The sequence below is a fragment of the Amycolatopsis samaneae genome, assembly GCF_039541975.1.
In the GTDB taxonomy this organism is placed as follows: domain Bacteria; phylum Actinomycetota; class Actinomycetes; order Mycobacteriales; family Pseudonocardiaceae; genus Amycolatopsis; species Amycolatopsis samaneae.
In genome coordinates this window covers 217,293-243,426 of the sequence record NZ_BAABHG010000001.1, presented here as the reverse complement: position 1 = coordinate 243,426, position 26,134 = coordinate 217,293, and the positions used below count along the sequence as shown (strand labels likewise).

Annotated in this window: 21 protein-coding genes; 9 read left to right on the top strand and 12 right to left on the bottom strand. The window is 73.4% G+C overall.

From position 1 onward, the window contains the following. Positions 1-19: 19 nt before the first annotated feature. Positions 20-1,087 (bottom strand): class I SAM-dependent methyltransferase, encoded by a 1,068-nt coding sequence (locus tag ABD987_RS01085; RefSeq protein WP_345385811.1) that lies wholly within the window; start codon positions 1,085-1,087, stop codon positions 20-22. Positions 1,088-1,214: 127 nt separating this feature from the next. On the opposite strand from ABD987_RS01085, the gene ABD987_RS01080 reads away from it, so the two are divergent. Beyond that, positions 1,215-1,577, top strand: a complete 363-nt coding sequence (locus ABD987_RS01080) for a hypothetical protein (protein WP_345385809.1) — start codon at positions 1,215-1,217, stop codon at positions 1,575-1,577. Between the two features lie 23 nt (positions 1,578-1,600). Further along, positions 1,601-2,125, top strand: coding sequence for a nitroreductase family protein (locus ABD987_RS01075; RefSeq protein ID WP_345385807.1), 525 nt, complete (start codon positions 1,601-1,603; stop codon positions 2,123-2,125). Between the two features lie 36 nt (positions 2,126-2,161). Here ABD987_RS01075 and ABD987_RS01070 read toward each other — a convergent pair whose 3' ends face one another. The 4 genes from ABD987_RS01070 to ABD987_RS01055 all read right to left on the bottom strand — a co-directional run bounded on the left by ABD987_RS01070 (position 2,162) and on the right by ABD987_RS01055 (position 5,424). Continuing rightward, complete coding sequence (locus tag ABD987_RS01070; RefSeq protein ID WP_345385805.1) at positions 2,162-2,917, bottom strand: hypothetical protein; 756 nt, start codon at positions 2,915-2,917, stop codon at positions 2,162-2,164. A gap of 139 nt (positions 2,918-3,056) precedes the next feature. Next, the gene (locus ABD987_RS01065; protein ID WP_345385803.1) at positions 3,057-3,395 is read right to left on the bottom strand and encodes a hypothetical protein; all 339 of its coding nucleotides are present in this window, start codon (positions 3,393-3,395) and stop codon (positions 3,057-3,059) included. Between the two features lie 90 nt (positions 3,396-3,485). Continuing rightward, positions 3,486-4,055 (bottom strand): P-loop nucleotide/nucleoside kinase family protein, encoded by a 570-nt coding sequence (locus ABD987_RS01060; RefSeq protein WP_345385800.1) that lies wholly within the window; start codon positions 4,053-4,055, stop codon positions 3,486-3,488. A gap of 40 nt (positions 4,056-4,095) precedes the next feature. Beyond that, complete coding sequence (locus tag ABD987_RS01055; protein ID WP_345385798.1) at positions 4,096-5,424, bottom strand: type VII secretion protein EccE; 1,329 nt, start codon at positions 5,422-5,424, stop codon at positions 4,096-4,098. Positions 5,425-5,650: 226 nt separating this feature from the next. Here ABD987_RS01055 and ABD987_RS01050 point away from each other — a divergent pair, with 226 nt between their 5' ends. The 4 genes from ABD987_RS01050 to ABD987_RS01035 all read left to right on the top strand — a co-directional run bounded on the left by ABD987_RS01050 (position 5,651) and on the right by ABD987_RS01035 (position 12,255). Further along, the gene (locus ABD987_RS01050; RefSeq protein WP_345385796.1) at positions 5,651-7,798 is read left to right on the top strand and encodes a fibronectin type III domain-containing protein; all 2,148 of its coding nucleotides are present in this window, start codon (positions 5,651-5,653) and stop codon (positions 7,796-7,798) included. Beyond that, a complete protein-coding gene (locus ABD987_RS01045) occupies positions 7,795-8,748 on the top strand; it encodes an AAA family ATPase (RefSeq protein WP_345385794.1) in 954 nt (317 codons plus the stop codon). The genes ABD987_RS01050 and ABD987_RS01045 overlap by 4 nt, the downstream gene beginning before the upstream one ends. A 2-nt stretch (positions 8,749-8,750) precedes the next feature. Next, entirely contained in the window at positions 8,751-9,884 is a 1,134-nt protein-coding gene (locus ABD987_RS01040; RefSeq protein WP_345385792.1) for a DUF58 domain-containing protein, read from the top strand. 181 nt (positions 9,885-10,065) lie between these two features. Then, complete coding sequence (locus ABD987_RS01035) at positions 10,066-12,255, top strand: transglutaminase TgpA family protein (RefSeq protein WP_345385790.1); 2,190 nt, start codon at positions 10,066-10,068, stop codon at positions 12,253-12,255. Between the two features lie 200 nt (positions 12,256-12,455). Here the strand turns inward: ABD987_RS01035 and ABD987_RS01030 are convergent, their stop codons facing one another. Further along, entirely contained in the window at positions 12,456-13,973 is a 1,518-nt protein-coding gene (locus tag ABD987_RS01030; RefSeq protein ID WP_345385788.1) for a serine/threonine protein kinase, read from the bottom strand. 182 nt (positions 13,974-14,155) lie between these two features. Here ABD987_RS01030 and eccD point away from each other — a divergent pair, with 182 nt between their 5' ends. After that, a complete protein-coding gene (gene eccD, locus ABD987_RS01025) occupies positions 14,156-15,538 on the top strand; it encodes a type VII secretion integral membrane protein EccD (protein ID WP_345385786.1) in 1,383 nt (460 codons plus the stop codon). 3 nt (positions 15,539-15,541) lie between these two features. Beyond that, a complete protein-coding gene (gene eccB, locus ABD987_RS01020) occupies positions 15,542-16,975 on the top strand; it encodes a type VII secretion protein EccB (protein ID WP_345385784.1) in 1,434 nt (477 codons plus the stop codon). A 39-nt stretch (positions 16,976-17,014) separates the two neighbouring features. On the opposite strand, the gene ABD987_RS01015 is transcribed toward eccB, so the two are convergent. Then, positions 17,015-17,323 (bottom strand): ArsR/SmtB family transcription factor, encoded by a 309-nt coding sequence (locus tag ABD987_RS01015; protein WP_378213975.1) that lies wholly within the window; start codon positions 17,321-17,323, stop codon positions 17,015-17,017. Between the two features lie 61 nt (positions 17,324-17,384). Here ABD987_RS01015 and ABD987_RS01010 point away from each other — a divergent pair, with 61 nt between their 5' ends. Then, the gene (locus tag ABD987_RS01010; RefSeq protein WP_345385782.1) at positions 17,385-18,422 is read left to right on the top strand and encodes a zinc-binding dehydrogenase; all 1,038 of its coding nucleotides are present in this window, start codon (positions 17,385-17,387) and stop codon (positions 18,420-18,422) included. Positions 18,423-18,515: 93 nt separating this feature from the next. Here ABD987_RS01010 and ABD987_RS01005 read toward each other — a convergent pair whose 3' ends face one another. From ABD987_RS01005 to eccCa, 5 genes are all read right to left on the bottom strand, one after another. Beyond that, a complete protein-coding gene (locus tag ABD987_RS01005; protein ID WP_345385780.1) occupies positions 18,516-19,739 on the bottom strand; it encodes a hypothetical protein in 1,224 nt (407 codons plus the stop codon). A gap of 11 nt (positions 19,740-19,750) precedes the next feature. Continuing rightward, entirely contained in the window at positions 19,751-20,206 is a 456-nt protein-coding gene (locus ABD987_RS01000) for a hypothetical protein (protein WP_345385778.1), read from the bottom strand. A gap of 26 nt (positions 20,207-20,232) precedes the next feature. Then, complete coding sequence (locus tag ABD987_RS00995) at positions 20,233-21,612, bottom strand: hypothetical protein (protein ID WP_345385776.1); 1,380 nt, start codon at positions 21,610-21,612, stop codon at positions 20,233-20,235. A gap of 11 nt (positions 21,613-21,623) precedes the next feature. Then, positions 21,624-22,004, bottom strand: a complete 381-nt coding sequence (locus ABD987_RS00990) for a hypothetical protein (protein ID WP_345385774.1) — start codon at positions 22,002-22,004, stop codon at positions 21,624-21,626. An 81-nt stretch (positions 22,005-22,085) separates the two neighbouring features. Beyond that, complete coding sequence (gene eccCa, locus ABD987_RS00985) at positions 22,086-26,060, bottom strand: type VII secretion protein EccCa (RefSeq protein WP_345385772.1); 3,975 nt, start codon at positions 26,058-26,060, stop codon at positions 22,086-22,088. Positions 26,061-26,134 lie beyond the last annotated feature (74 nt).

Here is a 26,134-nt window from a genome sequence, read left to right as displayed (position 1 = left end):
GCTTTCGGTGTCGTTCCGATCAGCCGTCGCGGCGCGCCACCACGCGATAGGCGTTGGACCAGCCGTGTGTCCGGCCGAGCGGAGCGCTGATCCGGTCCAGCAGCCCGGCCAGGACGAACAGCGGGACGCAGGCGAGGAAGGCCGCCTTGCGCAGGAGCCGCCGCGCGCGGCCGGGCCGGGCGGCCCGCCAGGCGAGGTCCTCCCCGCCGATGGTCAGCGCGTTGACCGCCATCACCGCGGCGGCCACCAGATCGATCGCGGCGTGCGGCTCGCCGCGTTGCTCGGCGACCACGGTGAAGCCCCGCGCGGCCAGTTCGGCGCGCAGGTTGCCGATCGGGATCAGGTTGAGGTGCTGGGGTTGCAGCCAGGGCAGCCACCAGCGGCCGAGCACGGCCGCCCACCGGCACTCCGGATCGGGCAGTTCGATCGCCAGCAACCCGCCCGGCCGCAGCGCGGTGTGCGCCGCGGCCAGCTCGCGTTTCGGGTCCGGGGTGTGTTCCAGGTAGTGGTACATGCTGACCACGTCGTACTGGCCGCCGAGTTCCCCGGCGAGCTCGGGGAAGGCGCCCCGGTAGCCGGTACGGACCCAGCCCTCCCGCTGCGCGAGCTCCACCCCTTCGCTGAGGTCGAGACCGTCGAACTCGGTGTGGGGCAACAGGTTCCCGGCTTCCCGGCAGAAGTGACCGTGTCCCATGCCGACGTCGAGCCAGGCGCCGGGCTCGCCGAAACCGCGGACGAGTTCGGCCCGCGAGCGATACCCCGCGCGGTTGCCCTCGAACATCCCGCTCATCGACTTCTCGCCGAGCCCGTCGTAGCAGTCCCGGTAGTAGAACTCGAGCCCGGCCGGGGTGAGCCGGGGATTCTGGAAGACGTGCCCGCAGTCGCGGCAGCCGTCCAGCGCGAACCGCCCCGGTTTGTGCTGGAGCAGATCGGTCGTGCGCAGGCGGGCCCGCAGCGCCGCCGAGCCACACCACGGGCACCGCGCACGCGGGGGTTCGAAGAACCGGCCGGTCCCGTCCGCCAGATCGGCGAGATAGGCGGGACGGCGCGCGGCGACCGGGTCGGTCACGGAGTCGTTCGCGATCATGGGCGCGGATGGTAACGGTTCCCGCGCCACGAGTCACCGGCCGAACGGCTTTCGCGCCCGCGGTGAACCGGACCGCGGCGCGGGACGTGCGAAGGGGTGAGGGGCCGGTTTCGGGGTGGAGGACGTCATGCTCGGATGGACGCTGCGGATGGTCGTCGGGGTCGCGCTGCTCGGCTCGGCCTGGGTGCACTTCGCGCTGTGGACCGACGGGTATCCGGGCGTCATCGGGCCGTTGTTCCTGCTGGACGCGGCCGGTGGGCTGGTGCTCGCGGTCGCGGTGCTGGCGTGGCGGCACTGGCTGCCCGCGCTGGGCGCGTTCGGGTTCGGGGTGCTGACGCTCGGCGCGTACGTGCTCGCGGCGACCGTCGGTTTTCTCGGGCTGCACGACCAGTTCACCACCCAGGCCGAGTACTGGGGTGTGGTCACCGAGGCCGTCTGCGTCGCCGGTGGTGCCGCGCTGATGGCGCTCCGCGCCCGCGAGGCGCGCTGAGCCGGGTGGCACAGTAGTCACTTGTGGACGATGACAGGCTGATCGGTTCCCTCCGCGCCACCAGGTTCTTCCGCGACGAGCCGGTGGCGCGCGCGGACATCGAGGCGATGGTCGACGTGGCACGGTGGACGGGTTCGGCGCGCAACCGCCAGCCCTGGTGCTTCGTGGCGGTCCACGACCGGCAGACGCGCGAAGCGCTCTCGCGGCTGGGGCGGTACGCCGGGGTGCTCGCGGTCGCGCCGGTGGCGCTGCTCCTGCTGTCCGACACCGAAGCGGGCGAGGACACCGAGTTCGACATCGGCCGGGTCTGCCAGTCGCTGCTGCTCGCCGCGCACGCGCGGGCACTGGGCAGTTGCCCGGTCACGCTGTACCCGGCGGCCAACGCGGACGCCGCCGCCCGGCTGGTCGGCCGCCCGGCACCGTGGCGGGCGGGGCACGCGATCGCGCTGGGACGGCCCGCGGCGGCCCCCGGCGGCCGGTCCGCGATCCCGACCGGCCGGAAGCCGGTCGCCGAGCTGCTCACGCACTTCGAGCCGCCCGCGCGCTGATCGCCGGGCGGCTCGAAACACGGGCCCCGTTCGGCGTCACCGAGCCGGCGTGACGGAAAGCAGTCGCAGGACGCGGCGGAACAACACTTCGCCGCTGGCCCACTGCGCCTCGACGCTGTCCAGACTCTCGAACTCGGTCGCGAAACGGCGGAACAGGTTCCGCGCTTCGGCGGGGATGTCCGCCTCGTCGATCAGCATTTCCAGATCGGCTTTCGCGGTCATCCACGACGAGCGGGCTTCGCTTGCGACGGCGTGGAGGTCCGCTGACTCCGAGACGGCGAAGTGAAATTCCTGAACCCGGAACCCGGTGGTGCGGTACAGTAATCTGCCGAGGGTCAACCAGGTCAGCTCGTCCTGGTCGGCCCGGTGCTCGAGTTCGTTTTCGACCTGATCCACCAAACTGGCGTGTAAGGAAATCAGACTGGGCTGTTCGGCGCCGGGCTGGGTGGCGGCGATCCGCTTTCCCGTTTCCACGAGTGGTGACAGGAGTGCCGGATCAAGCCCGGTTCTCTTCGTGGCGGCCAGGAAATCCTCGAAACCTGCCGAGCCGCGTTCGCTGTAGGGGAGCATGTCGATCCGGTTTCCGAGCTGGCGACCGGCTTCGAAGTAGTACCGGCTTCGCTGTGCGCCACCGGCCTTTCCCGCAGCGTGGACGGAATCCGTCGGCGGAGGGAAGTTGTTGATGTTCACGTTTCCGTGAAGGGATCCCGTCTGCACGGAAATGCCACCGTCGTGGTTGATCATGCGGTTTTTCATGGACTCGCCGGCCTGGTTGTCATTTTCCGTTGTCACGCGGTCCCTGTTCCCCTCGGAGTTTCGATAGCTCAACGGGCGCTATCATTTTCACGCAGTCCCGGGCGGTTGTCATTTCGGGGAAATGATCACGGTGAACGGTGGCGCCGGAAAACAGTTCAACTTCGAGGGCGGGGCGTCAGGCGGTCTGGGGGCGAGAGGCTCGGCGCAGGACGTGGCAGGCGACGGCCACCGCGACACCGGTGGCGGTGAGTACCGCGGTGAAGGCGGGGTGCATGTCCTTGGACAGGCTCGGGGCGGGGTCCGCGCCGAGCCGCCAGAGCAGCAACGGGGTCACGTAGGCCGCGGTGAGCGCGGCGCCCCACCAGCGGAGCGCGGCGTCGCGCAGGGTGCCGGCGAGGACGATCGCGACGGGGACTCCCGCCACGAAGGCGAACTGGCCGAGCACGAGGACCGGCACGGCCCAGGCCGCGATGAGGACGGACAGTGACGCGCGGGTCTTCGCAGTGGTGGACATCCGGTTCCTCCTGGATTAGTGAGCTTCACTTGCGATAGTTAGAAGCTATAACTCAGTGACCGCGACTGTCAATAGAAAACGTGAGAGGCTCTAACTTCTCCTCGGGGGACGGGCTTTCTCGGGCGGGCCGGGTGTCTTCTGGGGGTCTGCGCGCCCCGGTTGTGCCGAGGGACGCCTTCGGTGCATCCAACGCAGCGAGGGACGCCTTCGGTGCATCCAACGCACCCAGGGCGTCCCTCGGACGGCCTCGCCCCGCCGAAGGTCCCGGTCGAGCGGCGCGGTGCTGGGGACGCCCGCGCGGGCCTCGACACGGCGGACCAGTTCCTCGAAGGGCACCGCGAGATAGCGGAGTTCCACCCCGCACCCGAATGCGCGGGCGGCGTCCCGCAACTCGTCGCGCTCGGCGCGGGACCAGAAGCCGAACTCCAGGAGCATGCTCCGGCCGAGCCGGAGCAGATCCCACGCGTGCTCGGTCAACCGGCGTTCGAGCCCGGCCCGGAACGGCTCGTCGAACAGGTCGGCGCCGAGGTCGGCTATCCACTCGTCCGGGCAGAGGCGCACGGCGGGCATCCCCACCGCGAGCCGCCTCGCCAGCGTCGTCTTGCCCGACCCGGGAAGCCCGCACAGCAGGACGAGTCGTGGCCGGTGCCGCCCGGTCATGCTCGCACGGTACGCGATTCACCTTGGCGCACAACGAGATTCACCGCGCCGGGGAGCACTCCGCGAGGCCGATCGGCAGTGTCGCGGCCAGGCCGTGGGCCTGCCTGCCGTCGAGCCGTTCGACGCGCAGGCCCCATTCGCCCGCCAGCCGGGTCAGCTCGCGGGCCGCGTGGTCCAGCGCGGGGGGACCGGCCGCGGCGACCCGCACCGCGGCGCCGGTCGTGGCCAGTGACGCGCCCGCCGGGCGGTGCGCGGTGACCGCGACGGTGACCGCGGCCCTCGGCAGGGCGGCGAGCAGCCAGCGCACCATCTGCGGCGCGACCGCGGGGGACAGGTCCGCCCAGCCGTCGAGCCGGAAGGTCGCCTGCGCGATCGGCCCGCTGTGCCACCGCCGCCAGTCCTCCCTGACCTGTCCCCGGCCCGCCGTGACGTGGGCGAGCGAGGCCAGCGTGCCCAGCAGTTCGTGCTCGGCGAGTTCGTGCGCGGGCAGGCCGTCCCGGCGGAGCTGGCGCCGGACCCGGCGCACGGCGTTGCCGAGGGCCCGCCGGACGTCGGCGTCCTGGTGCGCGTCGGCTGTGCGCAGCGCCTGCAGCGCGACCCACACCCTCGGCCTGCCCTCCTGGCTGATCCCGGAGTGATGGACCACCTGCGCGGCGATCGCCGACGCCTGTTCGCGTGGCGGGGGGAGCAACGCCTCGGGGGCGGGCATCGCCTTCGTCAGGTCCCGCACGGCCGAACTCGGCTGGAGCACGGCGGTGATCCCGGCGGCACGGCTGAGCAGGAACCCGTCGCCGTCGGCGTACCCGCTCGCCTCCGGCGAGATCAGCCGCAGCAGCGCGCGGCCCGCCTCGGGCCCGCCCCGTAGGTCACGGACCCGGTCGCGCAGCAGGTAGCCGGTGCCGACCGCGAGCCAGGTGTACAGCCAGCGGCCGTGGAACCGCACCGAGGTCAGCGCCACGACGACCGTGGCCACCACCGCGACGGCGGCGAGCACGGGCCACGGCCCGCGCGCCGCCAGCAGCAGCGCGACCAGCGCGAGCTGCCAGCCGACGAGTTGCGCGACCCCGATCCCGCCCGCGCGGTGGCGGGCACCCGGGCCCGGCGCCGCCGGCGTCGTGCGCGGTCCGGCGGCCGGGGGCACGGGACCCGCGACCGGCGCGGCGGCGCGTGCCCGCGGCTGTCGTGCCGCGGACAACGCGGCCCGCGCGGCCTCTCGCGCCGCGGCCCGGGAAGCCGTGTCCGCGAAGGACAACGGCACGCCCGCCGCCTGCGGAGCGGGCACGGTACGGGGCGGCGGTGGCGCCCCGGCGCCACCGCGCCGGTCCACGCCGGTCGCGCCCACGTCGGTCGCCGCGCCGAGATCAGTCACTGTGCTGCCCTCCTCGTCCGGTCGGGGACAGCGTCCGCCCCGGACATGAGGTTTCGATGACACCGGTGAGGGGCCGGGGCGTTTCATCAAAATTTCATGGTCGCTGGTTAACGTCGGCCTCCATGTACGCCATGCTCGCGCGCATTCGCGCCCTCCCGAAGGCCGGTCACAACCGCGGCCGTGACGCGCTCGCGGTCGCCCGCGACTCCGTCGCCGGGGCGTGACCGTGAACGCCGCCGAGCCGAAGTCCGCCACCCGCCGTCGGTTCAGCGCCGTCGTGCGCGGCAGGGCGGCGATCGCCCTGCTCGTCACCGCGTGCCTCGTGCTCGTCGGGGTGGCCATCTCCGGCCGGGCGCCGCTGCCGGCCGGTCTCCAGTTCACCCAGGTCGGGCACTGGGTGTACAGCAACGAACTCCAGTCGGCGATCCACGTCGACGGCGGGACCAACCAGGTGGACGCGCGGGCGAGCGTGCCGGGCGCGGAGCAGGGCAGTCAGGTCGCGCAGGGGGACCGCTCGGGCTACGTGGTCGAGCGGTCGCGGATCTCGATGTTCGACAAGTCGACCCTGAGCGTCGAGAACACCGCGACCCCGCCCGCCACCGAGACCCCGGTGGTGCTGGAAAGCGTGGGCGGTCCGTACCTGGTCTACCGCAACGCCGGGCAGATCGCCCGGCTCGGCGATCCCACCGCGACCGTCCCGGCGGGCGGGCCGCTGTCCCCGCCGGTGGTGACCTCGACGGGAACGCTGTGGGTGCACCGGATCGACAACGGTTCGCTGTGCGAGCTGCCGAAGGGCACGACGCGCCTCGCCTGCCCCGCGCAGCTGCCCGCCGGGCACGGAGGGCTGCTCGCGCTCGTCGACGACCAGCCGGTGGTGCTCGACACCGCCGCGGACACGCTGAGCCCGATCGGCAAGGACGGGCTCGGCGAGCCGACCGCCATCGGCGTCAAGCTGCCCGCCACGGCGCAGGTCGCGAACAGCGCGGTCGACGGGCGGCTCGCCGTCGCCGACCCCGAGCGCAACCAGCTGCACCTGATCGACACCACCGGGCTGGGGCAGAGCCGCCCGGCCGCGAAGCCGGTCTCGGTCGAGCTGCCCAGGGACGGCCGGTACGCCGGGCCCGTCGCCACGACGCACGTCGTCGCGCTCGTCGACGAGACCCGCAACGAGGTACGGACCTACGACGCCAAGGGATCGCTGAAGAGCACGAAGAAGATGCCCGGCAAGAGCGACAAGACCCGGCTGGCCCGCGGCGAGGACAACCGTGTCTACGTCGACAGCGCGGACGGGGCCCACGTGCTGGTCGTCAACGGGGACAGCGGCGCGGTCACCGAGGTGGCCGTCGACGAGCAGGCCAGGAACCAGACCACCAGCGCGGCGGCACCGCCGCCCTCCTCCGAGCGGGCGGACAACCCGCCGCCCGCGTCGCCTCCGCCGTCGAAGCCCTCCGCACCGCCGGTGGCGGCCGCGACCGCGCCGGGCGCGCCGAGGAACGTCAGCGCCGCCGCCGGGGACGGTTCGGCCACGGTCAACTGGGTCGCGGCGGCCGACAACGGGGCACGGGTCACCGCGTACCACGTGTCCTGGCCGGGCGGGTCGACGACGGTCGGCGGAGGCGCGCGCAGCGCGAGCGTGACCGGCCTGGCCAAGGGCAGCTCGTACACGATCACCGTGGTCGCGGAGAACTCCGCGGGCCGGGGTTCGGGGGCCAGTGCCCGGGTCCTGATCCAGGGACCTCCGGCCGGGGCGCCGGGGGTGAGCGTGAACGCCAAGCTCGGCGGGCAGGTTTCGGCGAGCTGGACCGAACCCGACCTCCACGGCGCGACGCTGCTGCACTACGTGGTGAGCGCGACGGGCAAGGGCGATCAGCAGGTTTCCGGCACGTCCGCCGACTTCTCCGGCATGTCGGGCGCCGTGACGGTCACGGTCCGCGCGGTCACCCGGTACGGCTCGGGCCCGGCGCTCACCGGCGCCACGGGCCGGGGCAGTGCCACGGTGCCGACGGAACCGCCGACGATCAAGATCACCAAGGTGCTGAGCTGGGACGTCGTGCTGTACGTGTCGGTCACCGTCGACGGCAAGGGGTCCGAGACGACCTGCGAGGTGACCGGCAACCAGGGCGGCAAGTCCGGTTCGGTGCCCTGCAAGGGAAGCCTGGACATCAAGGTCACGCCCGGCAACTGGGCAGGCGCGCTCACGCTCACGGCCACCGTCAAGTCCGCCGGTGGCAGCGGCACGGACACCTGGTCCGGGACACCACAGGTGAAACCGCCGGGCAGTTCCGGTGGCGTCCCGATCTGGCTCGGACCGATCGCGCTGCTGGGAGCGCGGCGGGAGAAAGACAAACGAGGAAAGGAAAAGGGCGTCTCGTGACACCTACCCCGAGGGCTGCCTACGACCTCATCGCCGAGAACGTGCAGACGGTGGTGCGCGGCAAGCCGGAGCTCGTCCGGCTGGCCGTGGCGGCGCTGTTCGCCGAGGGGCACCTGCTGATCGAGGACGTCCCCGGCGTCGGGAAGACGACGTTGGCGCGGTGCATCGCGGCGAGCATCGCGGGCCGGTGGAGCCGGATCCAGTTCACCCCGGACCTGCTGCCGGGCGACATCACCGGCGTGATGGTCTACCACCAGAACGCCGAGCGTTTCCAGTTCCACCCCGGCGCTATCTTCGCCAACGTGGTGCTCGCCGACGAGATCAACCGCGGCACGCCGAAGACGCAGTCGGCGCTGCTGGAGGTGATGGCCGAGCGGCGGGTCACCGTCGACGCGGTCAGCCAGGACGTGCCACGGCCGTTCTTCGTGGTGGCGACGCAGAACCCGATCGAACTGGAGGGCACCTACCGGCTGCCCGAAGCGCAGCTGGACCGCTTCCTGATGCGGCTTTCGGTCGGCTACCCGGACCACGACGCGGAGATGCGGGTGGTGATGGGCGACTGCGCCGGGGTGACCGCGGACGAACTGCGGCCGGTGCTCGACCTCGGTGCCGTGCAGGCGGTGATCGCCGAGGTCCGCAAGTCCCACCTGGCGCCGGAGATCGTGTCCTACGCGGTCCGGCTGGCCGAGGCGAGCCGGGCGCACCCCGCCGTCCGGTACGGGGCGAGCCCGCGTGGCAGCATCGCGCTGATCCGCGCGGCGCAGGCGCTCGCCGCCACGTACGGCCGCGACTTCGTCACGCCCGACGACGTCAAGGACGTGACGCATCCGGTGCTCGGGCACCGGCTCGTGCTGACCCCGGACGCGGAACTGAACCAGCGGCGGACCGGCGAGGTCGTGGACGAGCTGCTGGCCGACACGCCCGCGCCGGCGGCCGCGGCGGGGAGGTAGCGGTGCGGCTCACCCGCCGCGGCGTCCTCGTGCTCGTCGTGGCGGTGCTCTGTTACGCCCTCGGCGAGGTGGCCGGGTACCCGCTGTTCCGCGCGCTGGCCGGGATCGCGGCGGGCGCGGTCCTCGTCGCGGTGGCCGTCGCCCGGTTCCGGCCGAAGGTCGAGGTCGTCCGGACGGTGCACCCGGACCGGATCGAACGCGGGAAGCCCGCGCTGGCCTCGCTGACCGTGCGCAACACCGGCGCCCGCCGGCACGGCGGTTTCGCCGCGGGGGACCGGATCGGGACCGAGACGCACGGGGTGCGGGTGCGCCCGCTCGCGCCCGGGGCCGAGGCGACGTACCACTACGAACTGCCGACCGCGCGACGGGGACGGCTGGAGGTCGGGCCGCTCGCGCTGAACCGGCCCGACCTGTTCGACCTCGCGCGTGGTGAGCGGACCGTGGGCGGCACCGCGTCGCTGTGGGTGCATCCGCGTCGGCACGCGGTGCGCCCGGCACAGGCGGGGCATCCCCGGCACCACCACGACGGGCCGATCACCGATCCGCCCTTGCGTGGTTCGGCGGATCTGCGGGCGGTGCGCCAGTACGTGCTCGGCGACGAGGTGAAATACCTGCACTGGAAGGCGACCGCGCGCACCGGTCAGCTGATGGTGCGCGAGTACGCCGATCCGGCGCAGCTGCGCTGCACCGTCCTGCTCGACACCCGGCCCTCGGCGATGAGTCCCGCCGTGTTCGAGGAGGCCGTCGAGGTCGCCGCGTCGCTGCTGTTCGCGTCCGCCTCGGCGGGGCAGCACTGCCGCCTGATCACCACGACCGGCACCGACACCCCGGTGGACAGCGGGCTGCGGGTGGCGAGGGTGGTGCTGGACGAGCTGAGCCTGGTCGCGCAGGACGCCGCCGATGACGCGCCGCTGCTCCCGGCGCCGCTGGCCGCGGGCAGGCGGCCCGGCGGGGTCGTGGTCGTGCTGACCGGGATGGCGGCCGAACTCGGGCCCGCCCGCCGTTGGTACCCGGACACGGTGTTCCGGCTCGGCGCGCGGCAGCGCGGGGCCGCCACGGGCCGAGGGCGGATCGTCGCGGTGGACGCGGCCGACGCGGCGGGGCAGTGGAACGCGCTGATGGCGGGGACGGCATGAGCGAAGCTTGCGAGCGAATCGAAGACATCATGCGCCACAAGGAATTCGACGCTGTCTCGCGGAGCGAGGCGTCCGGATGTGCTGAAGGACGCCTTAGGTGCGCTCGGTGCACTGATGGCGTCCTTCAGCGCGCCCAACGCACTGAAGGCGTCCTTCAGCACTCGCGGAGCGAGGCGGTGACATGAGCGTCCCGTTCGATCGGCGCGCGGTGGCCGGGGTGCTCGGCGCGGCCGCGGTGGCCGGGCTGCTGTTCGCCCCGGTGTTCGGCCTGCCGACGTTGCTCGTCCCGGTCCTCGTGGTCGCCGCCGTGGGCTACGCCGTCGCCGAGGTCTGCGCGCGCTGGCCGAAACTGACGCCGTACCGCCCGTTGCTCGCCGCAGCGGGCGGTCTGCTCGGGCTGGCCGAGGCGGTGCTGTTCGGAACCACCGTGGCCGGGTTGCCCACCGGCGAGACCCTCGCGGTGCTCGCGCGCGGGTTCACCGAGGGCTGGCTGCTGACGTTGCAGTCGACCTGGCCCGCCCGGCCGGTCCCCGAGCAGCTGCTGTTCGTCCCGCTGGCGGTGCTGCTGGCGGTGGTGCTCGGCCTGGAACTGGTTCTGCGGCTGCGAAAGCCGCTCCTCGCGCTGCTGCCGAGCCTGGTCGTGGCCGGGGTTTCCCAGGCGTACCAGGCGTTGACCGGGTTCGCCGCGGTGGTGGGCGCGGTGGGGTACGCGGTCATGGCCGCTCTGACGTTGTGGGCCCGGCGCCCCGGCGCGGCGCGCCCGTCGCGGGGCGGACCGCGCCCGGCGCGACGGGTTTCGGCGGCGGGCACCTGGCTCGCACTGTCCACTGTGGTCACGCTGCTGGCCGGCGCGGTGGCGCTGGGCGGGCTCGATCCGGCGGGCCGGGATCCGTACCGCTTCGGCGACACCCAGGTGGCGCCGCTTTCGCAGAGCAGGCTCGGCAACCCGCTGGACGAGGTCGGGGAGCGGGGCGTCACCCCCGCGCAGGAGGTGTTCCGCTACCGCAGCGACACCCCGGTGGACCGGTGGCGGCTGATCGTGCTCGACGGCTTCGACGGGGTCAACTGGTCGGCCGACGCGAAGCTGCGGCGGCTCGGCCTCCGCCTCGACGGCGCGTCCGGCGGTGCCATCCGGACCGCCGACGTGCGGGTGCGGGGCCTGCCAGGACCGTGGCTGCCCAGCCAGCCCGCGCTGACCGGGGTGACGGGGCTCGCCCCGCTGGTCGACCAGTCGGCGGGCACCCTGTTGCTGGACCCACCCGCGGCGCCGGGACAGGAGCGGCGGTACCGGCTGAGCTGGTCCGCGCCGGAGACCGACGTCGCGAAGCTCGGGAGCGCGGAGGTCGACCCGCGGGCCGAGGGCGGGCTCGCCGGGCTCGGCCAGGTGCCCGGCGACATCGGGCAGCTGGCCAGGGACGCGGTGCACGGCCTGCGGCCGACGTTCCAGTCGGCGTTGCAGCTCGAACGGTTCCTTAGCACGCACTACCAGGTCGCGGTCGGCAACGACCTGCCGACCGGGCACGGCTGGCCGCAGCTGCGCCGGTTCCTGCTGGAGAGCAAACGCGGCACGAGCGAGCAGTTCGCCGCGGCGTACGTGGTGCTGGCGCGGCTGAACGGCATCCCGGCCCGGCTGGCCGTCGGGTTCGGCGGATCGTCCGAAGCGGACGGTGGGGACCGGGTGGTGCGCAACCGTGACGTGCTGGCGTGGCCCGAGGTCGCGGTCGCCGGGGTGGGCTGGGTGCCGCTGGACCCGACGGCCGCGGCGGCCAGGGCGGGGCGGGAGCAGTCCGGGCTCGCCAAGGCGGCGGCGCTGGCCCGGCAGCAGCTGCCGCCGGAACAGCAGCTGCGCCCGCCACAGCTGCCACCCGGTCAGCACGAGTCCGATGAGGACGGTGCGACCGGGACGGGCGCCGGTGTGTGGTGGCTGGTGGCGGCGATCATGGCGGGCGCGCTGCTCGTCGGCTGGCTGGGGGGAGTGCCGCTGGCCAAGGCCGTCCGCGCGCGGCGCCGTCGTCGCCTTTCCGGTTCCCCCGGTGTGATCGCGGCCTGGGCGGAGGCCCGCGACCGGTTGCGCGCGCACGGCGTGCCCTATCGCGTCGGCATGACGCCGAGGGATCTCGCCGAACTGGCGGCGGGGGTGGCGGGGGACCGGGCGCGGGAACCGGTCACCCGGCTGGGCAAGGTGCTGGACATGGCGCTGTGGTCCGGTGTCCCGGTGTCCGAGGGCGCCGTCCGGCGGGCCTGGCAGGAGGTCGGTGAGGTGCGTGGCGGGCTGGCCGGGCTGGGGCCGCGGGCCCGGCTGCGCGCGGCGGTGGAACCGCGGACCCTGCTGCCGCCGTCGGCGCCGCGGCGGGTCAAGCGATCGCCGTGAACCGAGGGACGCCCTGGGTGCGCTGAACGCGCCGAGGGACGCCCTCGTCGCATCTCGGCGCCGCACGTCGCGAACGCTCCGTTCGAGACGTTCACCGGCGGCCGGGAGTGCTGAAGGACGCCATCGGTGCGCTCAGCGCACTGAAAGCGTCCTTCAGCACGGCCAACGCACTGAAAGCGTCCTTCAGCACTCCGTGCCGGTCACTGGGTGCAGTGGCCGCCGCGGATCGGGACGGGCGCGCTGGTATAGACCTGCCTGCCGTCGGTGGCCCTGATCTGGAAGCAGTACTGGCGCGCCGGGTCGACCGGGACGTCCATGGCCCGATCGCGGTGCGCGACGAGCATCATCGTTTCGATCCGCTCGCCCGCGACCACGACGACGAAGTCGAGATCACCCTCGGCGCGCCAGGTGAGCCGGACGTGGGTGCCGAGATCGTCGGGCGCGGTCAGTTCCACGTTCCGTCGTGGTGCGGGCGGGGCGGAGGACGCGCCGTCCGCGGGCTGCGCGGCCGGCGCCACCGGGCTGGCCTGCCCGGCCACCTTCTCCGGCCCGGAAAGCATCGGCACCACGGCGAGGCCCGCCACGACGATGCCCGCGCCCACCAGGATCCCGGTCCGCCGCCCGGGGTGCTTCGCGGTGTCCCGCGCGGCTTCCTGGCCGCCGAAGGTACGGATGAGGGTCCGGCCGCCCGGGTTCGCCGGTGCGGACGGCCGCGCCGCGGCTACGGGGACGGCGGGAGCGGGTGGTTCCGGCCGTGCGGGTGGCGCCGGCGCCGTCGAGGGCCGTGAGAGACCGGCGAAGTCGTCGAATTCGACGTCGGCCTCGTCCTCTTTCGCTTCACCACCAGGAGTTTCGTGCTCACCGGGCGACTCGGCCGTCGCGAGCCGCTCCTGGCCGGGCAGCGAAACCGGTACTACCTCGGGGATCTCCGGCGTCCGGCGCAGCCGGTCGAACAGGTCCGCCACGGAGCCCGCCTCCGCGGGCCGGTCGTCCGGGTCCTTGGCCAGCAGCCGGGTGACCACTTCGGACAGTCCGGCCGGGATCCCGGTGCCGCGGATCGGCGGCACCGGCTCCCGCAGCACCTGCAGGATCCGCTCGCCGGGCTGTTGCCCGGTACGGCGCGGGAACGGCGGCGCGCCGGTCAACACGGTGTAGAGCACCGCGCCCAGCCCGTAGAGGTCCGACGCGGTGGACAGGGTGTCGTCGCGCAGCGTCTCCGGCGCGGTGTACTCCACCGCGTGCATCGGGTCGCGCGGGAACCGGCGGCGCAGCGCCTGCCCGAAGTCCGCGAGCAGGAACTCACCGGTGTTGCGGTAAAGCACGTTGTGCGGGGTCACCCCGGCGTGCAGGACGTCCGCCCGGTGCGCGGCGGCCAGCGCCGTGGCGACCGCGTGGCCCAGCCGGAGCACGTCGGTGACCGGCAGCCGGACCCCGGCGGCCAGCAGCGCGCCCAGCGATCCGTCGCACAGCCGCATCCGCACGCCCGCGCGGCCGTCGGGGTACTCGACGACGCCGTCGATCGGCAGGATCGACGGCGTCGATCGGACCGTGTCGAGGGCCTTGCGCTCGCGGTCGAGCCAGGCCGCGGTGTCGCGGTCGAACCGTTCGGGGAACACCTTGACGGCCTCGACGCCCCCGGCGGACCGTGCCGCGTAGACCGTGGCGGTCGGGCCTTGGGCGAGGAGCCGCAGGTCGACGGCCACGTTCTCGATGCTCATGCGATCGCCTCGCTCCGCGAGACAGTGTTCAATCCCTTCTGGCGCATGATGTCCATGATTCGCTCGCAAGCATCGCTCATGGTCCTATTCTCGCGCACATCCGCCGCCGAGAGGTGTGTTTCGCGCGGCCGGTTCCTGCCTTCGGTGCCCGCGTTCGCGCGTCGTGCCCGAGGCTTCCTCCTATGCAGACTGCCGGCCTGGTCCGACTCACCATCGCCACCCCGCACCGTCGCGTCGACCTGGCGCTGCCGGAACACACGGCCGTCGCCGAGCTCCTGCCGGGGCTGCTGGCGCGCGCGGGCGAAGGGCTCGCCGACGACGGCGTCCCCGGCGGCGGCTGGTCGCTGCGACGCGGCGACGGGACGCCGTTCGAGCTCGACCGGACGCTGGGCTCGCATCGCGTGCGGGACGGGGAGATCCTGCATCTGACCCCGCGCCGGACGGAGTGGCCCGAACTGGAGTACGACGACGTGGTCGACGCGATCGCCACCGGCTCGGGGCACACCGGCCGGGCCTGGGGCCCCCGCCACACGCGGCTGGCCGGGCTGACCGCGGGCGCCGTGGCCCTGCTGCTCGGCCTCGTCGCGGTGCTGCGCGCGGGACCGCCGTGGCCGGGGCCCGCGGCATGGGCGCTCGCCGCCGCCGCGGTGCTGCTGCTGGCCGGGGTGGTGCTGGCGCGCGCGATGCGGGACGCCGGTGCCGGTGCCGTGCTCGCCGCGGTCGCGCTGCCCTACGCCTGCGCCGGGGGCGGGCTGCTGCTGGCCGGGCCGGACCCGCTGACCGGGCTGTCGGCCGGGCACCTGGTGCTCGCGGGCGCGGCGCTGCTGCCGGCGGCGCTGGTGGGCTACCTCGGGGTGACCGCGGCGCCGACCCTGTTCGCCGGGGCGATCACGGTCGGGGTGCTGACCGTGCTCGGTGGCTGGCTGGCCACCTTCGAGGACCTCGCGGGGCACCGGTCGGCGGCCGCGATCGCCGGGGCGCTGCTGGCGTCCTCCGGCGCGTTCGCCCCGCTCGCACTGCGGCTGGGCCGGGTGCCGATGCCGGTGCTGCCGCGCAGCACCGCGGATCTGGTGCGCGACGATCCGCAGCCGCCGCTCGCCGTCGTGCACGCCGCCGTGGCCAGGGCGGACAGCCTGCTCACCGGCATGCTGGCCGGGACGTCGGTGGCGGTGATGTACTGCGAAGCAGTGCTGGCCCGCGCGGGCGGCACCGCCTCGGTGGTGCTGATTTCCGTGCTGGCACTGGGTTTCCTGCTCCGCGCGCGGCTGTACCCGATCCTGCGGCAGCGGGTTCCGTTGCTGGCCACCGGGATGTTCGGGCTCGGCTGCCTCGCGGTGGGCCCGTTGACCGCGGACGGCGCGGGCGCGTTGCTGACCGCCGGGCCGCTGCTGGTCGCGGTGGCGGCGGGCGCGATCGTGAGCGGCCTGCTGCTCAGCACCCGCCGCGCGAACCCGTACCTCGGCCGGTTCGCGGAGTACTTCGAGATCCTGCTGATGGTAGCGATCGTGCCCGTGGTGTGCTGGGTGCTCGACCTGTACGCCGCCGTGCGCGGGCTGGGGGGCTGAACCGTGGCGTCCAAACGCGACCAGCTGCAGGCGTACCAGTTCCTCGTCCAGCGGGCGACCTCCGCGCTGGTGACCCGGGAGACCGATCCGGAGCAGCCGCCGTTCCGCCGCACCGGGAGCGCGTCGTTCGCGGGCATCGCGCTGGGCATCGTGTCGCTGGCCGCCGTCGGTGTGTACGGGATGATCGTGCCGGGCGGGAACACGTCCTGGCGCAAGGAAGCCGCGGTGATCGTCGAGAAGGAGACCGGCACCCGGTACGTCTACCTGAACGACCGGCTGCACCCGGTCGCCAACTACGCCTCCGCACTGCTGCTGCTCGGCGATCACCGTGCCACGGAACAGGTTTCGCGCGAATCGCTGGCCGGTGTCCCGCGCGGGCCGCGGATCGGCATCCCCGACGCGCCGGACGCGCTGCCCGCCGCCGACCGGCTGCTCACCGGCTCGTGGTCGCTGTGCTCGGCGCCCGCCAGCGACGTCGCGGGCAGCCGGATCGAGGAGTCGGTGCTGCTGGCCGGGGCGGCCCCGGCGGGCGGCGCGGCACTGGGGGAGCAGGCACTGCTGGTGGAACTGGTGACGAACGGGGACCGGTACCTGGTCTGGCGGGGCCACCGGCACCGGATCGAGGACTACGGCGCGGTCGGCACCGGGCTCGCGCTGACCGCCGAGCCCTGGGCCAGGGTGGGCAGGCCGTGGCTCGACGTGCTGCCCGAGGGCGCGCCGATCGGGCCGATCGCGGTGGACCGGCCGGGGGAGCCGTCGACGGCGGTGCCGGGCCAGAGCGACCTCCGCGCCGGAATGCTGCTGGTGGTGGAGCCCTCGGGCGGCGGGCGGCAGTACTACCTCGCCGACCGCGACGCGCTGCGCCCGATTTCCGCGCTGCAGTACGACATCCAGCGCGCGGCCGCGCAGACCTCGGCCGCCTATCCCGGTGGGGAGCCCGCCGCGGTCGCGCTGCCCCCGTCGCTGGCGACCGCCTCCCGGCGGCTCGACCCCGCCGAGGCCGCCGCGGGCGCGGCCCCGGTCACCCGGCCGCCGATCGCGCGGTCGCGGAACCACGACGCCACGGTGTGCGCCACCTTCGACCCGGGCGGTCCGGCGCCCCGGCTGATCGTCGACCCGGCCCTGCTGCCCGCGGACCCGATGACGGCCACCGCGCGCCGCTCGGCCGGGGGCACCCCGCTCGCCGACCGGGTGTATGTGCCCCCGGGAAGCGCCGCGGTCGTCGAGGCGATGCCCTCGGCACAGGCACCGGGCGGCACCCTGACCCTGGTGACCGACATGGGCCGTCGTTACGCGCTGTCCGCGCCGGACGTGCTGAAGATGCTCGGCTACCCGGCCGACCGCGCGATCCGGCTGCCCGCCGGGCTGGTGGCGCGGCTGCCCGAGGGCCCCGGCCTCGACCCCGGCGCCGCCAGGAACCAGACACTGGGCGGCTGACGGCCTTTCGTCCGTCCACTGTGGAGCTTCGTGGGAGAGCTAGAACACGTCGCGCAGGGTCTCCAGGAGCCGGGCGATGTTCGCCTCGTCGCGGCGGTAGTAGGTCCACTTGCCCCGCCGGGTGGCGACCACCAGCCCCGCCTGCCGCAGCATCGCGAGGTACTGCGAGGTGGTCGACTGCCCCAGGCCCACCCGCTGCTGGATGTCGGTCACACAGACGCCGATCTCGACGTCTTCGGGCTCCTGTCCGGGGAAACTCATCGGATCCTTGAGCCACACCAGCATCTGACGGCGGGTCGGGTTGGACAGGGCCCGGAACACAGCCAGCAACTCCGCCTCCGAGAACACGGGGTGATCGTACCGCACCAACATATTGACGATTCGCGATATTTCGATCTAAGGTCGGCCCATGTCGACTTCGATGCGTGCGGTGGAACTCGTCCGTTTCGGTGCCGCGGACACCGCGTTCGCCGTCCGAGAGCTGCCGAGACCCGTTCCCGGGCCCGGTCAGGTGCTCGTGCGCGTGCTGGCCACCTCCGTCAACCCGCTCGACCTGCAGACCCGGCGCGGCGACTACCGCGACCAGGTGACGCTGCCCGCGGTGATCGGCAACGACGTGTCCGGCGTGGTGGCCGGGACCGGGCCCGGGGCGGACGACTTCCGGCCGGGTGACGAGGTCTGGTACCTGGCGCCGGTGTTCGCCGGGCAGGGAACCTACGCCGAGTACCACGTGGTCGACCAGGCGCTGGTCGCCCGCAAGCCCGCCCGGTTGTCCCACGTCGAGGCCGCCGGCCTCGCGCTCGTGGGCGTGACGGTGTGGGAGGCGCTGGTCGAACGCGCCGGGGTGCGGGCGGGGGAACGGGTCCTGGTGCACGGCGGGGCGGGCGGGGTCGGCTCGGCCGCCGTCCAGGTCGCCAAGGCGCTGGGAGCCGAGGTGGTCACCACGGCGCGGGCACGGGATCACGAGTTCGTCACCGGGCTGGGAGCCGACCACGTGATCGACTTCTCGGCCGGGGACCACGTGCCCCGGGTCCGCGCACTGGGCGGGGTGGACGTCGTGCTGGACACGGTGGGCGGGGACACCCTCACCCGCGGCCCGGAGGTCCTCGCCGACCGGGGCCGCGTGGTGTCCATCGTGGACATCGCGGAACCGCAGAACCTGCTCGCCGCGTGGGGCGTGAACGCGACCTACCACTTCCTCTTCGTCAGTCCCGGCCGGGCGAAGCTCACGGCCCTCGCCCGGCTGGTCGAGCAGGGCGAACTCAAGCCGGTGATCGGCGCTGTGCTCCCGCTGGCCGACATCGCACAGGCACACGCGCTGCTGGAAGGCGGCTCCGCCGGTGAAGGCCGCCGACGCCCGCGCGGCAAGATCGCCATCGCCGTGCACCCGCAGGACGAAACACCGCGCCAGGCAACGTCTTCGCCTGCCGCGGCGCGTACGTCCTGATCCTCGGAACGTACGGAAGGCCCTGGGTGGGCATCCGGCCGGGACCGCATGAACACCCAGGGCCAGGAGCCCGCACCGGAACACCGTGGGGCGTCAGCGGCGTTCGGGCCGCCACAGCTCCTCGTCGAGCAACTGGACGGAGTCGGCGTCGGTCTCGCCGGCGCGCCTGCCACGGGACAGGGTGAACTCGGCGTCCGGATTGCCCTTGGCGGACCGGCCGAGCAGTTTCGAGGGCACCCCGTCGGTCCCGGCCGCGGGCCTGCGGCTCCCGCCGGACCGGCCGGTCGGCTGCTCGCCCGATCCCGGCCGCAGCGTGCCCGCCGTGCCGGACTGGCCGCCGTGCGCGGGCATCATCGGCGGCATCGAGGTCCCGGTGGACTTCGCCGCGGCGGGGGTGGCGGCACCGGGCCGGATCTCCGAGGCCAGGCTGGGCGCCTTCTTCCCGGCGACCGGTTTGGCCATCGTCGGGATACCGGCCATCCCGCCCGCCGCGCCGAAGATGCCCGGCATCCCGGACGGCACCGGCGGCGCACCCGCCCCCGACGCCGCGGCGCCGAGCGCGGCGCCGGACACCGGCATCGGCGACGTGGCCGGTGCCAGCCCGGCCAGCGACAGCCCGGACGGATCGTGACCCCCTGTCCCCGGCAGCGAGGAAAGGTCGACCGGCGCCGAGGTGCCGTCGCCCTGGCCGCCGCCGCCGCCCATGCCCAGCGACTCGGCGAGACCCTCCACCTCGGTGAGCGCGTTCATCCCGGCTTCGGCGGCCTTGATGAAGTCGGCGGGAGAGTTGCCTTCGGTGCTGCTCTGCTGCTGCGCCGGCATCAGCTCCCCGGGATTCTGGATCCCGGACGCCGCGACGACCTTGAGCATCGACATGTCGTAGTGCGCGCCCATCTCGGTCATCACCGCGCCCGACGCCTGCTGGATGAGCGGCGCCATCCCGGCGGTGAACGGGTTGAGGAGCGCGGCCTGGTAGGCCTCGTGGAGCGCGGTGACCTCCTGGACCTTCCCCGGGATCGCGGACGCCAGCGTGGTCAGCGTCTCGGCGGGCTTGGCCGCGTCGATCCGCTCACCCCACATCTTCAGCTCCGCCAGCGAGCGCTGGACCTTCTCCTCGTGCGCGCGGCCCGCGTCGTCCTGCCACTCCGGGGTGAGCTCACCCACGCGCGTGTTCAGCTCCGCGGCGGCCTGGTCGATCCAGGCACGGCATTCGGTCCACATCCGCGCCGCGTCGGTGAGCACCGGGATGTTGCCCTGCTCGGCGGTGATCATCGCCAGGTGCATCTCGATGGGGAGCAGGTTGTAGGGGACTACCATGGGTTCGCTCCTCAGACGGTGCGCGGCGGAGTGATCACCGCGGGCTGGACGGCGGGTTTGTCGGCGGGCTTGCCCGTGCTCTTGTCGGCGGTGTCGCCGGTGGACTTGTCGGGCTGCTGCGCGGAACCGGCCGCCTTCTTCACGAGGTCGACGCCCTGCTTGATGACCTTCGTGGCCGACGTCGCGAGCGTCAGCGCGCTCGTCACGTCGGCGGCGGTGTAGCCGGCGGCGGCCGTCTTGACCTTCGTGGAGTCGGTGACCATGTCCCCGGTGACCTTGGTCAGCAGGGCGGACATGGCCGCGGTCGCCGCCTTGTCCAGCACCGACATCGCGATGCCCTCGAAAAGCCCGGACAGATTGGGCGGTGTCCCCAGCCGCGCCAGTGAAGGCGGCATCGCGGGAGCGGTGAGCTTACCGGAGTACGCGTTCATCGCCTCGGTGTCACCGTTGATGTGTGTTGCGGCCATCTGGCCCTCCTTCTCGTGACCGGCGCCTAATGACCGGCGCGGTACTTCGGCGCGCTGTCGTTCTGGTCCACTTCCCACAGCTCCTCGTCGAGCAGCTGGACGGTCTCGTTCCCGGTGTCCCAGCGTCGCCGCGCGACCGGCGCGGGGCCCCCGCCGCCACGCCGTCCGGCACGCCCCCGGAGCGAAACCCCGGGCGTGCCACCGGATCCGCGGGCACGCGGCCGTCCGGTGGCGGGGTGCTCGGCGGCTCCCGGGTTGATCCCGCCCGCGGATTTCCCTTTCCCCGCCTGGGAAGGCTGCATCGGCGGCATCATGCCGGGACCGGACGTGCCCGCCGCCCCGGCCGCGCCCGCCATCGCCCCCGACGCGGCGGGGGACAGCGCCGCACCGGTGCCGCCGATCGCGGACGCGGGGTTCGCCGCCGGGGACACCGCCGAGGTCCCCGCGCCGCCACCGCCACCGCCACCGAAGGGACCGCCCGCGCCGTCGCCGCCGAGCCCGGCGAGACTCGGCAGGCCGGAATCGTCGGGAGACGCGTAGCCGAGGCGATCCGCGAACTCGGCGGGCCCCAACGGGCCGAGATCTCCGGGGCCGAGCGGGCCGATCGAGCTGAGCGGGTCCGTCGGGCTCGGCGAGGACGAGCCGCCGCCGATCAGCTGACTCAGTCCCTGGATGGCCTGGCTCAGCGAGTCGAGCGCGTTGGGCGCCTCCTCCAGCGCGGCCTTGAGCGGGTCCTGCTGCTGTTCGGACGGCTGCTCCGGAGCGGCCGGATTCTCCTGCGGCGACTCGGGTGCGGGCGCGGCGGCGGGATCGGCCGACGCCGGACCGGGACCGGCCGAGGAGGGCGGTTCGTTCCCCGGCTGGGCGGGCGTGGTGGCGCCAGGGCCCGCCCACGACTTGCCGACGGCGTCGCGCATCGCCACGGCCACGGCCCGGTACGCCGGTGCCAGCGCGGTGAGCTGTTCGGTGGCCTGCCGTTCGTAGTCGGCCCTGTTCTTTTCCTTGTCCTTGTCGGACATCGCGTGGTAGTCGTCGCGCAGTCTCTCCACAGTGGACTGTGTGGTGGCGATGCCCCTCGACAGCTCCCCGATGCGGTCGAACAGGTCGGTCGCCTTGACACCCCGGGAAACCGGGATCCCGTTCGTCAGCATCGAGGTGCTCATCCAGGACGGATCCGCCCACGAGGCCATGATCGCCACGTCCCTCAGCACCCGCTTCAGGAACAGCTGCCCCGCCTCGTCCGGCCAGTGATCCCGCGAGGTCAGCTGGGTCGCCTGGGTGATGAGGAGATCGGCCTGGGTCTTGATCCAGGCCCGCGACTCCCGCCACATCCACGCGGCCTGGGCGAGCTTTTCGAGATGGCTCTTCTCGGCGGTGATCTGCCGGTACAGGTCTTCGATCGACACCGTCACAACCCCTATCGCTCGAGCCGGGGATCGATCGCCACCTGGTTCCGGCCCGGCTGGGAGTCCAGCGTGGTGAAGAAGTTCGCGCGGCTCTGCTCGTCGGCGTGGTCGTAGGTCGTCGCGATCCGCTGGACGAACGAGCTGTAGGTGGCGAATCCCTGTTCCACCTGGGACATGAACTCGTGCAGCTGCCCGGTGGTGTCGTTGTCGGTGCTGGTGAGCTCGTCGCACGCGTCACGCAGCGCCTGGCACGCGTCCAGTGGCACGTCACCGCAGGGCGTCGTCTGGCCGCGCCGGGAAATCGGGCTGACCGGGTTCGTGTCCATGCTGTGCGTCAGCCGCGACACGAACTCCCGCATGGCGTCGGTGTCCCCGTTGATCTCGCCGGTCATGTCTCGCTCCCCATCTCGGTTTTCCAGGCAAGGCAACCACGTTCACCGCCGCGGCCGTCGATGACGACAGGAACCGGTCAGCTAGTCCTCCGGGGGCAGCCAGGCGATCTGGACCAGCCCCTTCTGCCCGCGCCGGTCCACCAGCCAGCCCCGGCCGGGCGGCAGCACCTGCGCCCGCATGCCGCCGAGCAACGGACCCTCGTCCCGGTCGCCGGACATCATCAGACCCGGCGTGCCGACCTCCCGGAGCCTGCCGAGGAACGGCTCGAACAGCCCGCGCCCGGCGCCGCCGGTACGCCGGGCCAGCACCACGTGCAGGCCGATGTCCCCGCCCTGCGCCACCAGCGGCAGCAGGGGCATCAGCGGGTGCGCGGCGTGCGTGGCCACCATGTCGTAGTCGTCCACCAGTACGAAGATCTCCGGCCCCCGCCACCAGCTCCGCTTCCGCAGCTGCTCGGGAGTCACGTCCGGGCCGGGCAGCCGCTTGGCCAGCGCCTCGGCCGTTTCGGCGAGCAGACCGCCGCTGTGCTCGTCGTTCACCCCGTAGCCGAGCAGGTACTCCTCGCCGACCTCGCCGAGCAGTCCCCGGCGATGGTCGACCACGACGATCCTGGCTTCGCTGGGCTGGTAGGCGTTCTGGATCCGCCTGGCCAGTACCCGCAGGAACGACGTCTTGCCGGACCGGGTGTCGGCCAGCAGGAAGAAGTGCGGATCGGCGGCGAAGTCCAGCCGCATCGGGGAAAGGTCCTGCTCGTGGATGCCGACGGCGAGCCCCGTGTCCTCGCCGGTGCGCTGGTCGGTGGCGGGCAGCTCCTCGAACGGGAGCGTCGCCGGCAGCAGCCGGACCGACGGCGCGGACTCGCCCGGCCACGCCGTCGCGACCCGCTCGACGAGCGCGCCGATGCCGTCGGCCAGATCCCCGGCCCGGCCCGCCCCGTCGATCCGGGGCAGCGCCAGCAACATCTGGTGCCCGCTCATGGCGACCCCGCGCCCGGGGGCGTCGGCGGGCACGCTCATCGCGGCACGGCGGTCGATGATCGAGTCGATCGGGTCGCCGATCTTCAGCTCCAGCCTGCTCGCGAACAGATCCCGCACGGTCATCCGCAGATCGAAGGACCGCGCGCAGCCCGCCAGCACGTGCACGCCGTAGGACAGGCCGCGCGCGGCGATGTCGCCGACGGTCTCCTCCAGGTCCGGGAAGTCGTTGCGCAGCGTCAGCCAGCCGTCGACCACCAGGAACACGTCACCGTGCGGCTGCTCGGCGAACCGGCCTTCGGCGCGCAGCCTGCGGTAGGTGACGATGCCGTCGATCCGGTGCTCGGCGAACAGCCGCTCCCGCTGCGCCAGCAGGGTGGCGACCTCGGCGACGGTGCGCCGGACTGCGCCGGTGTCCAACCGGCCCGAGACCCCGGCGACGTGCGGCAGTCCGGCGATCGAAGCGAGCGTCCCGCCGCCGAAGTCCAGGCAGTAGAACTGGACCTCGCGCGGGGTGTGGGTGAGCGCGAGGCTGGTGACCAGCGTGCGCAGCGCGGTGCTCTTCCCGGTCTGCGGGGCACCGAGCACCAGGACGTGCCCGGCGGCCCCGGACAGGTCGAGCACCAGCGGGTCCCGCCGCTGCTCGAAGGGCCGGTCCACGATCCCGAGCACCGGCCGCAGCGACCCGGCCAGCTCGGGCGAGGCCGCGGTGAGTCCCCGTTCGGGATGGACGACCAGCTCGGGCAGCAGCTCGTCCAGCGTCGGGGAGTCCGCCAGCGGCGGCAGCCACACCTGGTGTGCCGGGGTGCCCTGGCCCTCCAGCCGGTCGACGAGGATGTCCAGCAGCGTCTCGCCGACGGCGGTGTCCTCGTCGGGTTCCGGCGCGGCCTCCTCGGCGGGGTCGTCGAGTTCCGCGGCCAGATAGGCGGTCGTGTACTCCTGCAGCACCAGGTGTTCCCCCGGAGTGGCGGCCACGCCGCCCTCCCGCGTGGCGCGCTGGTACACCCCGGAGACGTAGGCGGAGCGGAACCGGTCCATCGGCTCGGTGCCGACCTTCAGGAACCCGTGCCCCGGCGCCCTCGGCAGCTTGAACGCGTCGGTGGACCCGAGCACCGCCCGGCTTTCCATCTCGGAGAACGTGCGCAGGCCGACGCGGTAGGACAGGTGGTTCTCCAGGCCCCGCAGCCTGCCCTCTTCGAGCCGCTGCGAGGCGAGCAGCAGGTGCACGCCGAGCGAGCGGCCCAGCCGTCCTATTTGGACGAACATGTCGATGAAGTCGGGCTTGACCGACAACAGCTCGGAGAACTCGTCACAGATCACCAGCAGCGTCGGCACCTCCGGCAGCGGCGCCCCGGCGGCACGCGCCTTCTCGTAGTCCCGCAGGGAGGAGAAGTTCCCGGCCGCGCGCAGGAGTTCCTGACGGCGGATCAGCTCACCGCTGATCGCGTCGGTCATCCGGTCGACCAGGTGCAGTTCCTCGGCCAGGTTGGTGATCACCGCGCTGGTGTGCGGCAGGGCGTCGAGCCGGGTGAACGTGGCGCCGCCCTTGAAGTCCACCAGCGCGAAGTTCAGCGAGTTCGGCGGATGGGTGATCGCCAGCGCCAGCACCAGGGTCCGCAGCAGTTCCGACTTGCCCGAGCCGGTGGCCCCGATGAGCAGGCCGTGCGGGCCCATCCCGTCCTGGGCCGACTCCTTCAGGTCGAGCTCGATCGGGGTCCCGTCGGCCTGGATGCCGAACTGGACGCGCAGCCGGTCCCGGTTCGGCCGCGGTGCCCAGGTGAGCACCGGGTCGAACTCGTACGGGTCGCCGAGTTCCAGCAGCTCGGCCAGCCCCAGCTCGGCGGACATCGGCGCGTCGCCCCGGATCCCGGCGGTCAGCCGCAGCGGGGCCAGCTGTCGCGCCAGCCCCTCGGCCGCGACCGGGCCCAGCGCGTCCGCGCGGCCCAGCGGCGCCTCACCGTCGATCGTCTCGCTGACGAGATCGCCGTCGGCGGCCACGTCCAGCACGACCGTGGTGCGATCCAGCGCGCGCGGCGGCAGGGTGGTCAGGTCCACCACGGTCACGCCCTCGACACCGCCGCCGGTCATCAGGTGATCGGACCCGGCGACCGAGCCGCCGTCGAGCACCACCACCAGATGCGGCCCCGGCAGCCGGACGTCCGATTCGGGGTCGAACCTCGGCCGCTTGGCCAGTTCCTCCTCCAGCATCGACTCCAGCGCCGGGACGTTCGGGGCCACCAGGCGCAACGGGCCGAGCGCGTCGGTGCGTTCCGGGTGCAGCGCGTGCGGCAGCCACTTGACCCATTCCCAGCCGGGACGTTGTTCCTCCCCGGCGCACACCGCGATCCGCACGTCGTCGGGGGAGTGCAGGGTGGCAAGCTGGGCCAGCATCGCGCGCAGCAGGCCCATGCCCGCGTCGCGGTCACCGCGCAGGTAGACGCGGCTGAACCCGTTGACGGCGATCGCGATCGGCAGCCGCCCGACGGTGTCGTAAGTGGTGATGAACCGGCGCAACGCCAGCGCGGACAACGGTTCCAGCTCTTCCAGCGGCTTCGTGTCCGGGGTGACCAGCGTGGTGGCCGGGCTCTGCGCGCCACGCCCGATCCGGGCGACGCCGAAGTCCTCGTCGTCCTTGCGCCGCTCCCACAGCCGGTAGCTCGCCGCCAGCGACCACAGCGATGCCGGGTCCGGGTGCAGGTACTCCATCGCCTCGCGCTGCCTGCGCACCGAACGGCGCAGCCGCAGCCGGTGCTGGGCGAGGTGACGAAGGTACTTGCGCCGGGCGTGGCCCATCTCCCGCTTGCTCGGGCCCCCGCCCTGCAGGAAGCCCAGCACGACCATGCCGAGCATGCCGACGCCCATCAGCCCGTAGACCGCGTACCGGATCGAGCCGCTCGCCGAGCCGGAGAACATCAGCGCCATCGCCCCGGTCGTGCCCACCATCGGCAGGACCATGAGCAGTTGCGCCCACTGCCGCCCCGGCGGGGGCGGGATCTCCGGCGGGGGCTGCAGGATCAGTTCGCCCGCGGGCAGCTCCGGAGCCGGCCGGCGCGCCGGCCTCTTCACCACGATGATCGCCACACCGGCGATCGTGCGGGACCGGCGTCCGCCCGTGGGGGCGATGGCAGGAACGTGCCGTCGGCGCTGACGAGGCG

Coding starts and splice junctions, on each gene's coding strand:
- ABD987_RS01085 (WP_345385811.1), bottom strand. CDS start 1,087: ATGATCGCGAACGACTCCGTGACCGACCCGGTCGCCGCGCGCCGTCCC.
- ABD987_RS01080 (WP_345385809.1), top strand. CDS start 1,215: ATGCTCGGATGGACGCTGCGGATGGTCGTCGGGGTCGCGCTGCTCGGC.
- ABD987_RS01065 (WP_345385803.1), bottom strand. CDS start 3,395: ATGTCCACCACTGCGAAGACCCGCGCGTCACTGTCCGTCCTCATCGCG.
- ABD987_RS01060 (WP_345385800.1), bottom strand. CDS start 4,055: ATGACCGGGCGGCACCGGCCACGACTCGTCCTGCTGTGCGGGCTTCCC.
- ABD987_RS01035 (WP_345385790.1), top strand. CDS start 10,066: ATGAGCGTCCCGTTCGATCGGCGCGCGGTGGCCGGGGTGCTCGGCGCG.
- ABD987_RS01030 (WP_345385788.1), bottom strand. CDS start 13,973: ATGAGCATCGAGAACGTGGCCGTCGACCTGCGGCTCCTCGCCCAAGGC.
- eccD (WP_345385786.1), top strand. CDS start 14,156: ATGCAGACTGCCGGCCTGGTCCGACTCACCATCGCCACCCCGCACCGT.
- ABD987_RS01010 (WP_345385782.1), top strand. CDS start 17,385: ATGTCGACTTCGATGCGTGCGGTGGAACTCGTCCGTTTCGGTGCCGCG.
- ABD987_RS01005 (WP_345385780.1), bottom strand. CDS start 19,739: ATGGTAGTCCCCTACAACCTGCTCCCCATCGAGATGCACCTGGCGATG.
- ABD987_RS01000 (WP_345385778.1), bottom strand. CDS start 20,206: ATGGCCGCAACACACATCAACGGTGACACCGAGGCGATGAACGCGTAC.
- ABD987_RS00990 (WP_345385774.1), bottom strand. CDS start 22,004: ATGACCGGCGAGATCAACGGGGACACCGACGCCATGCGGGAGTTCGTG.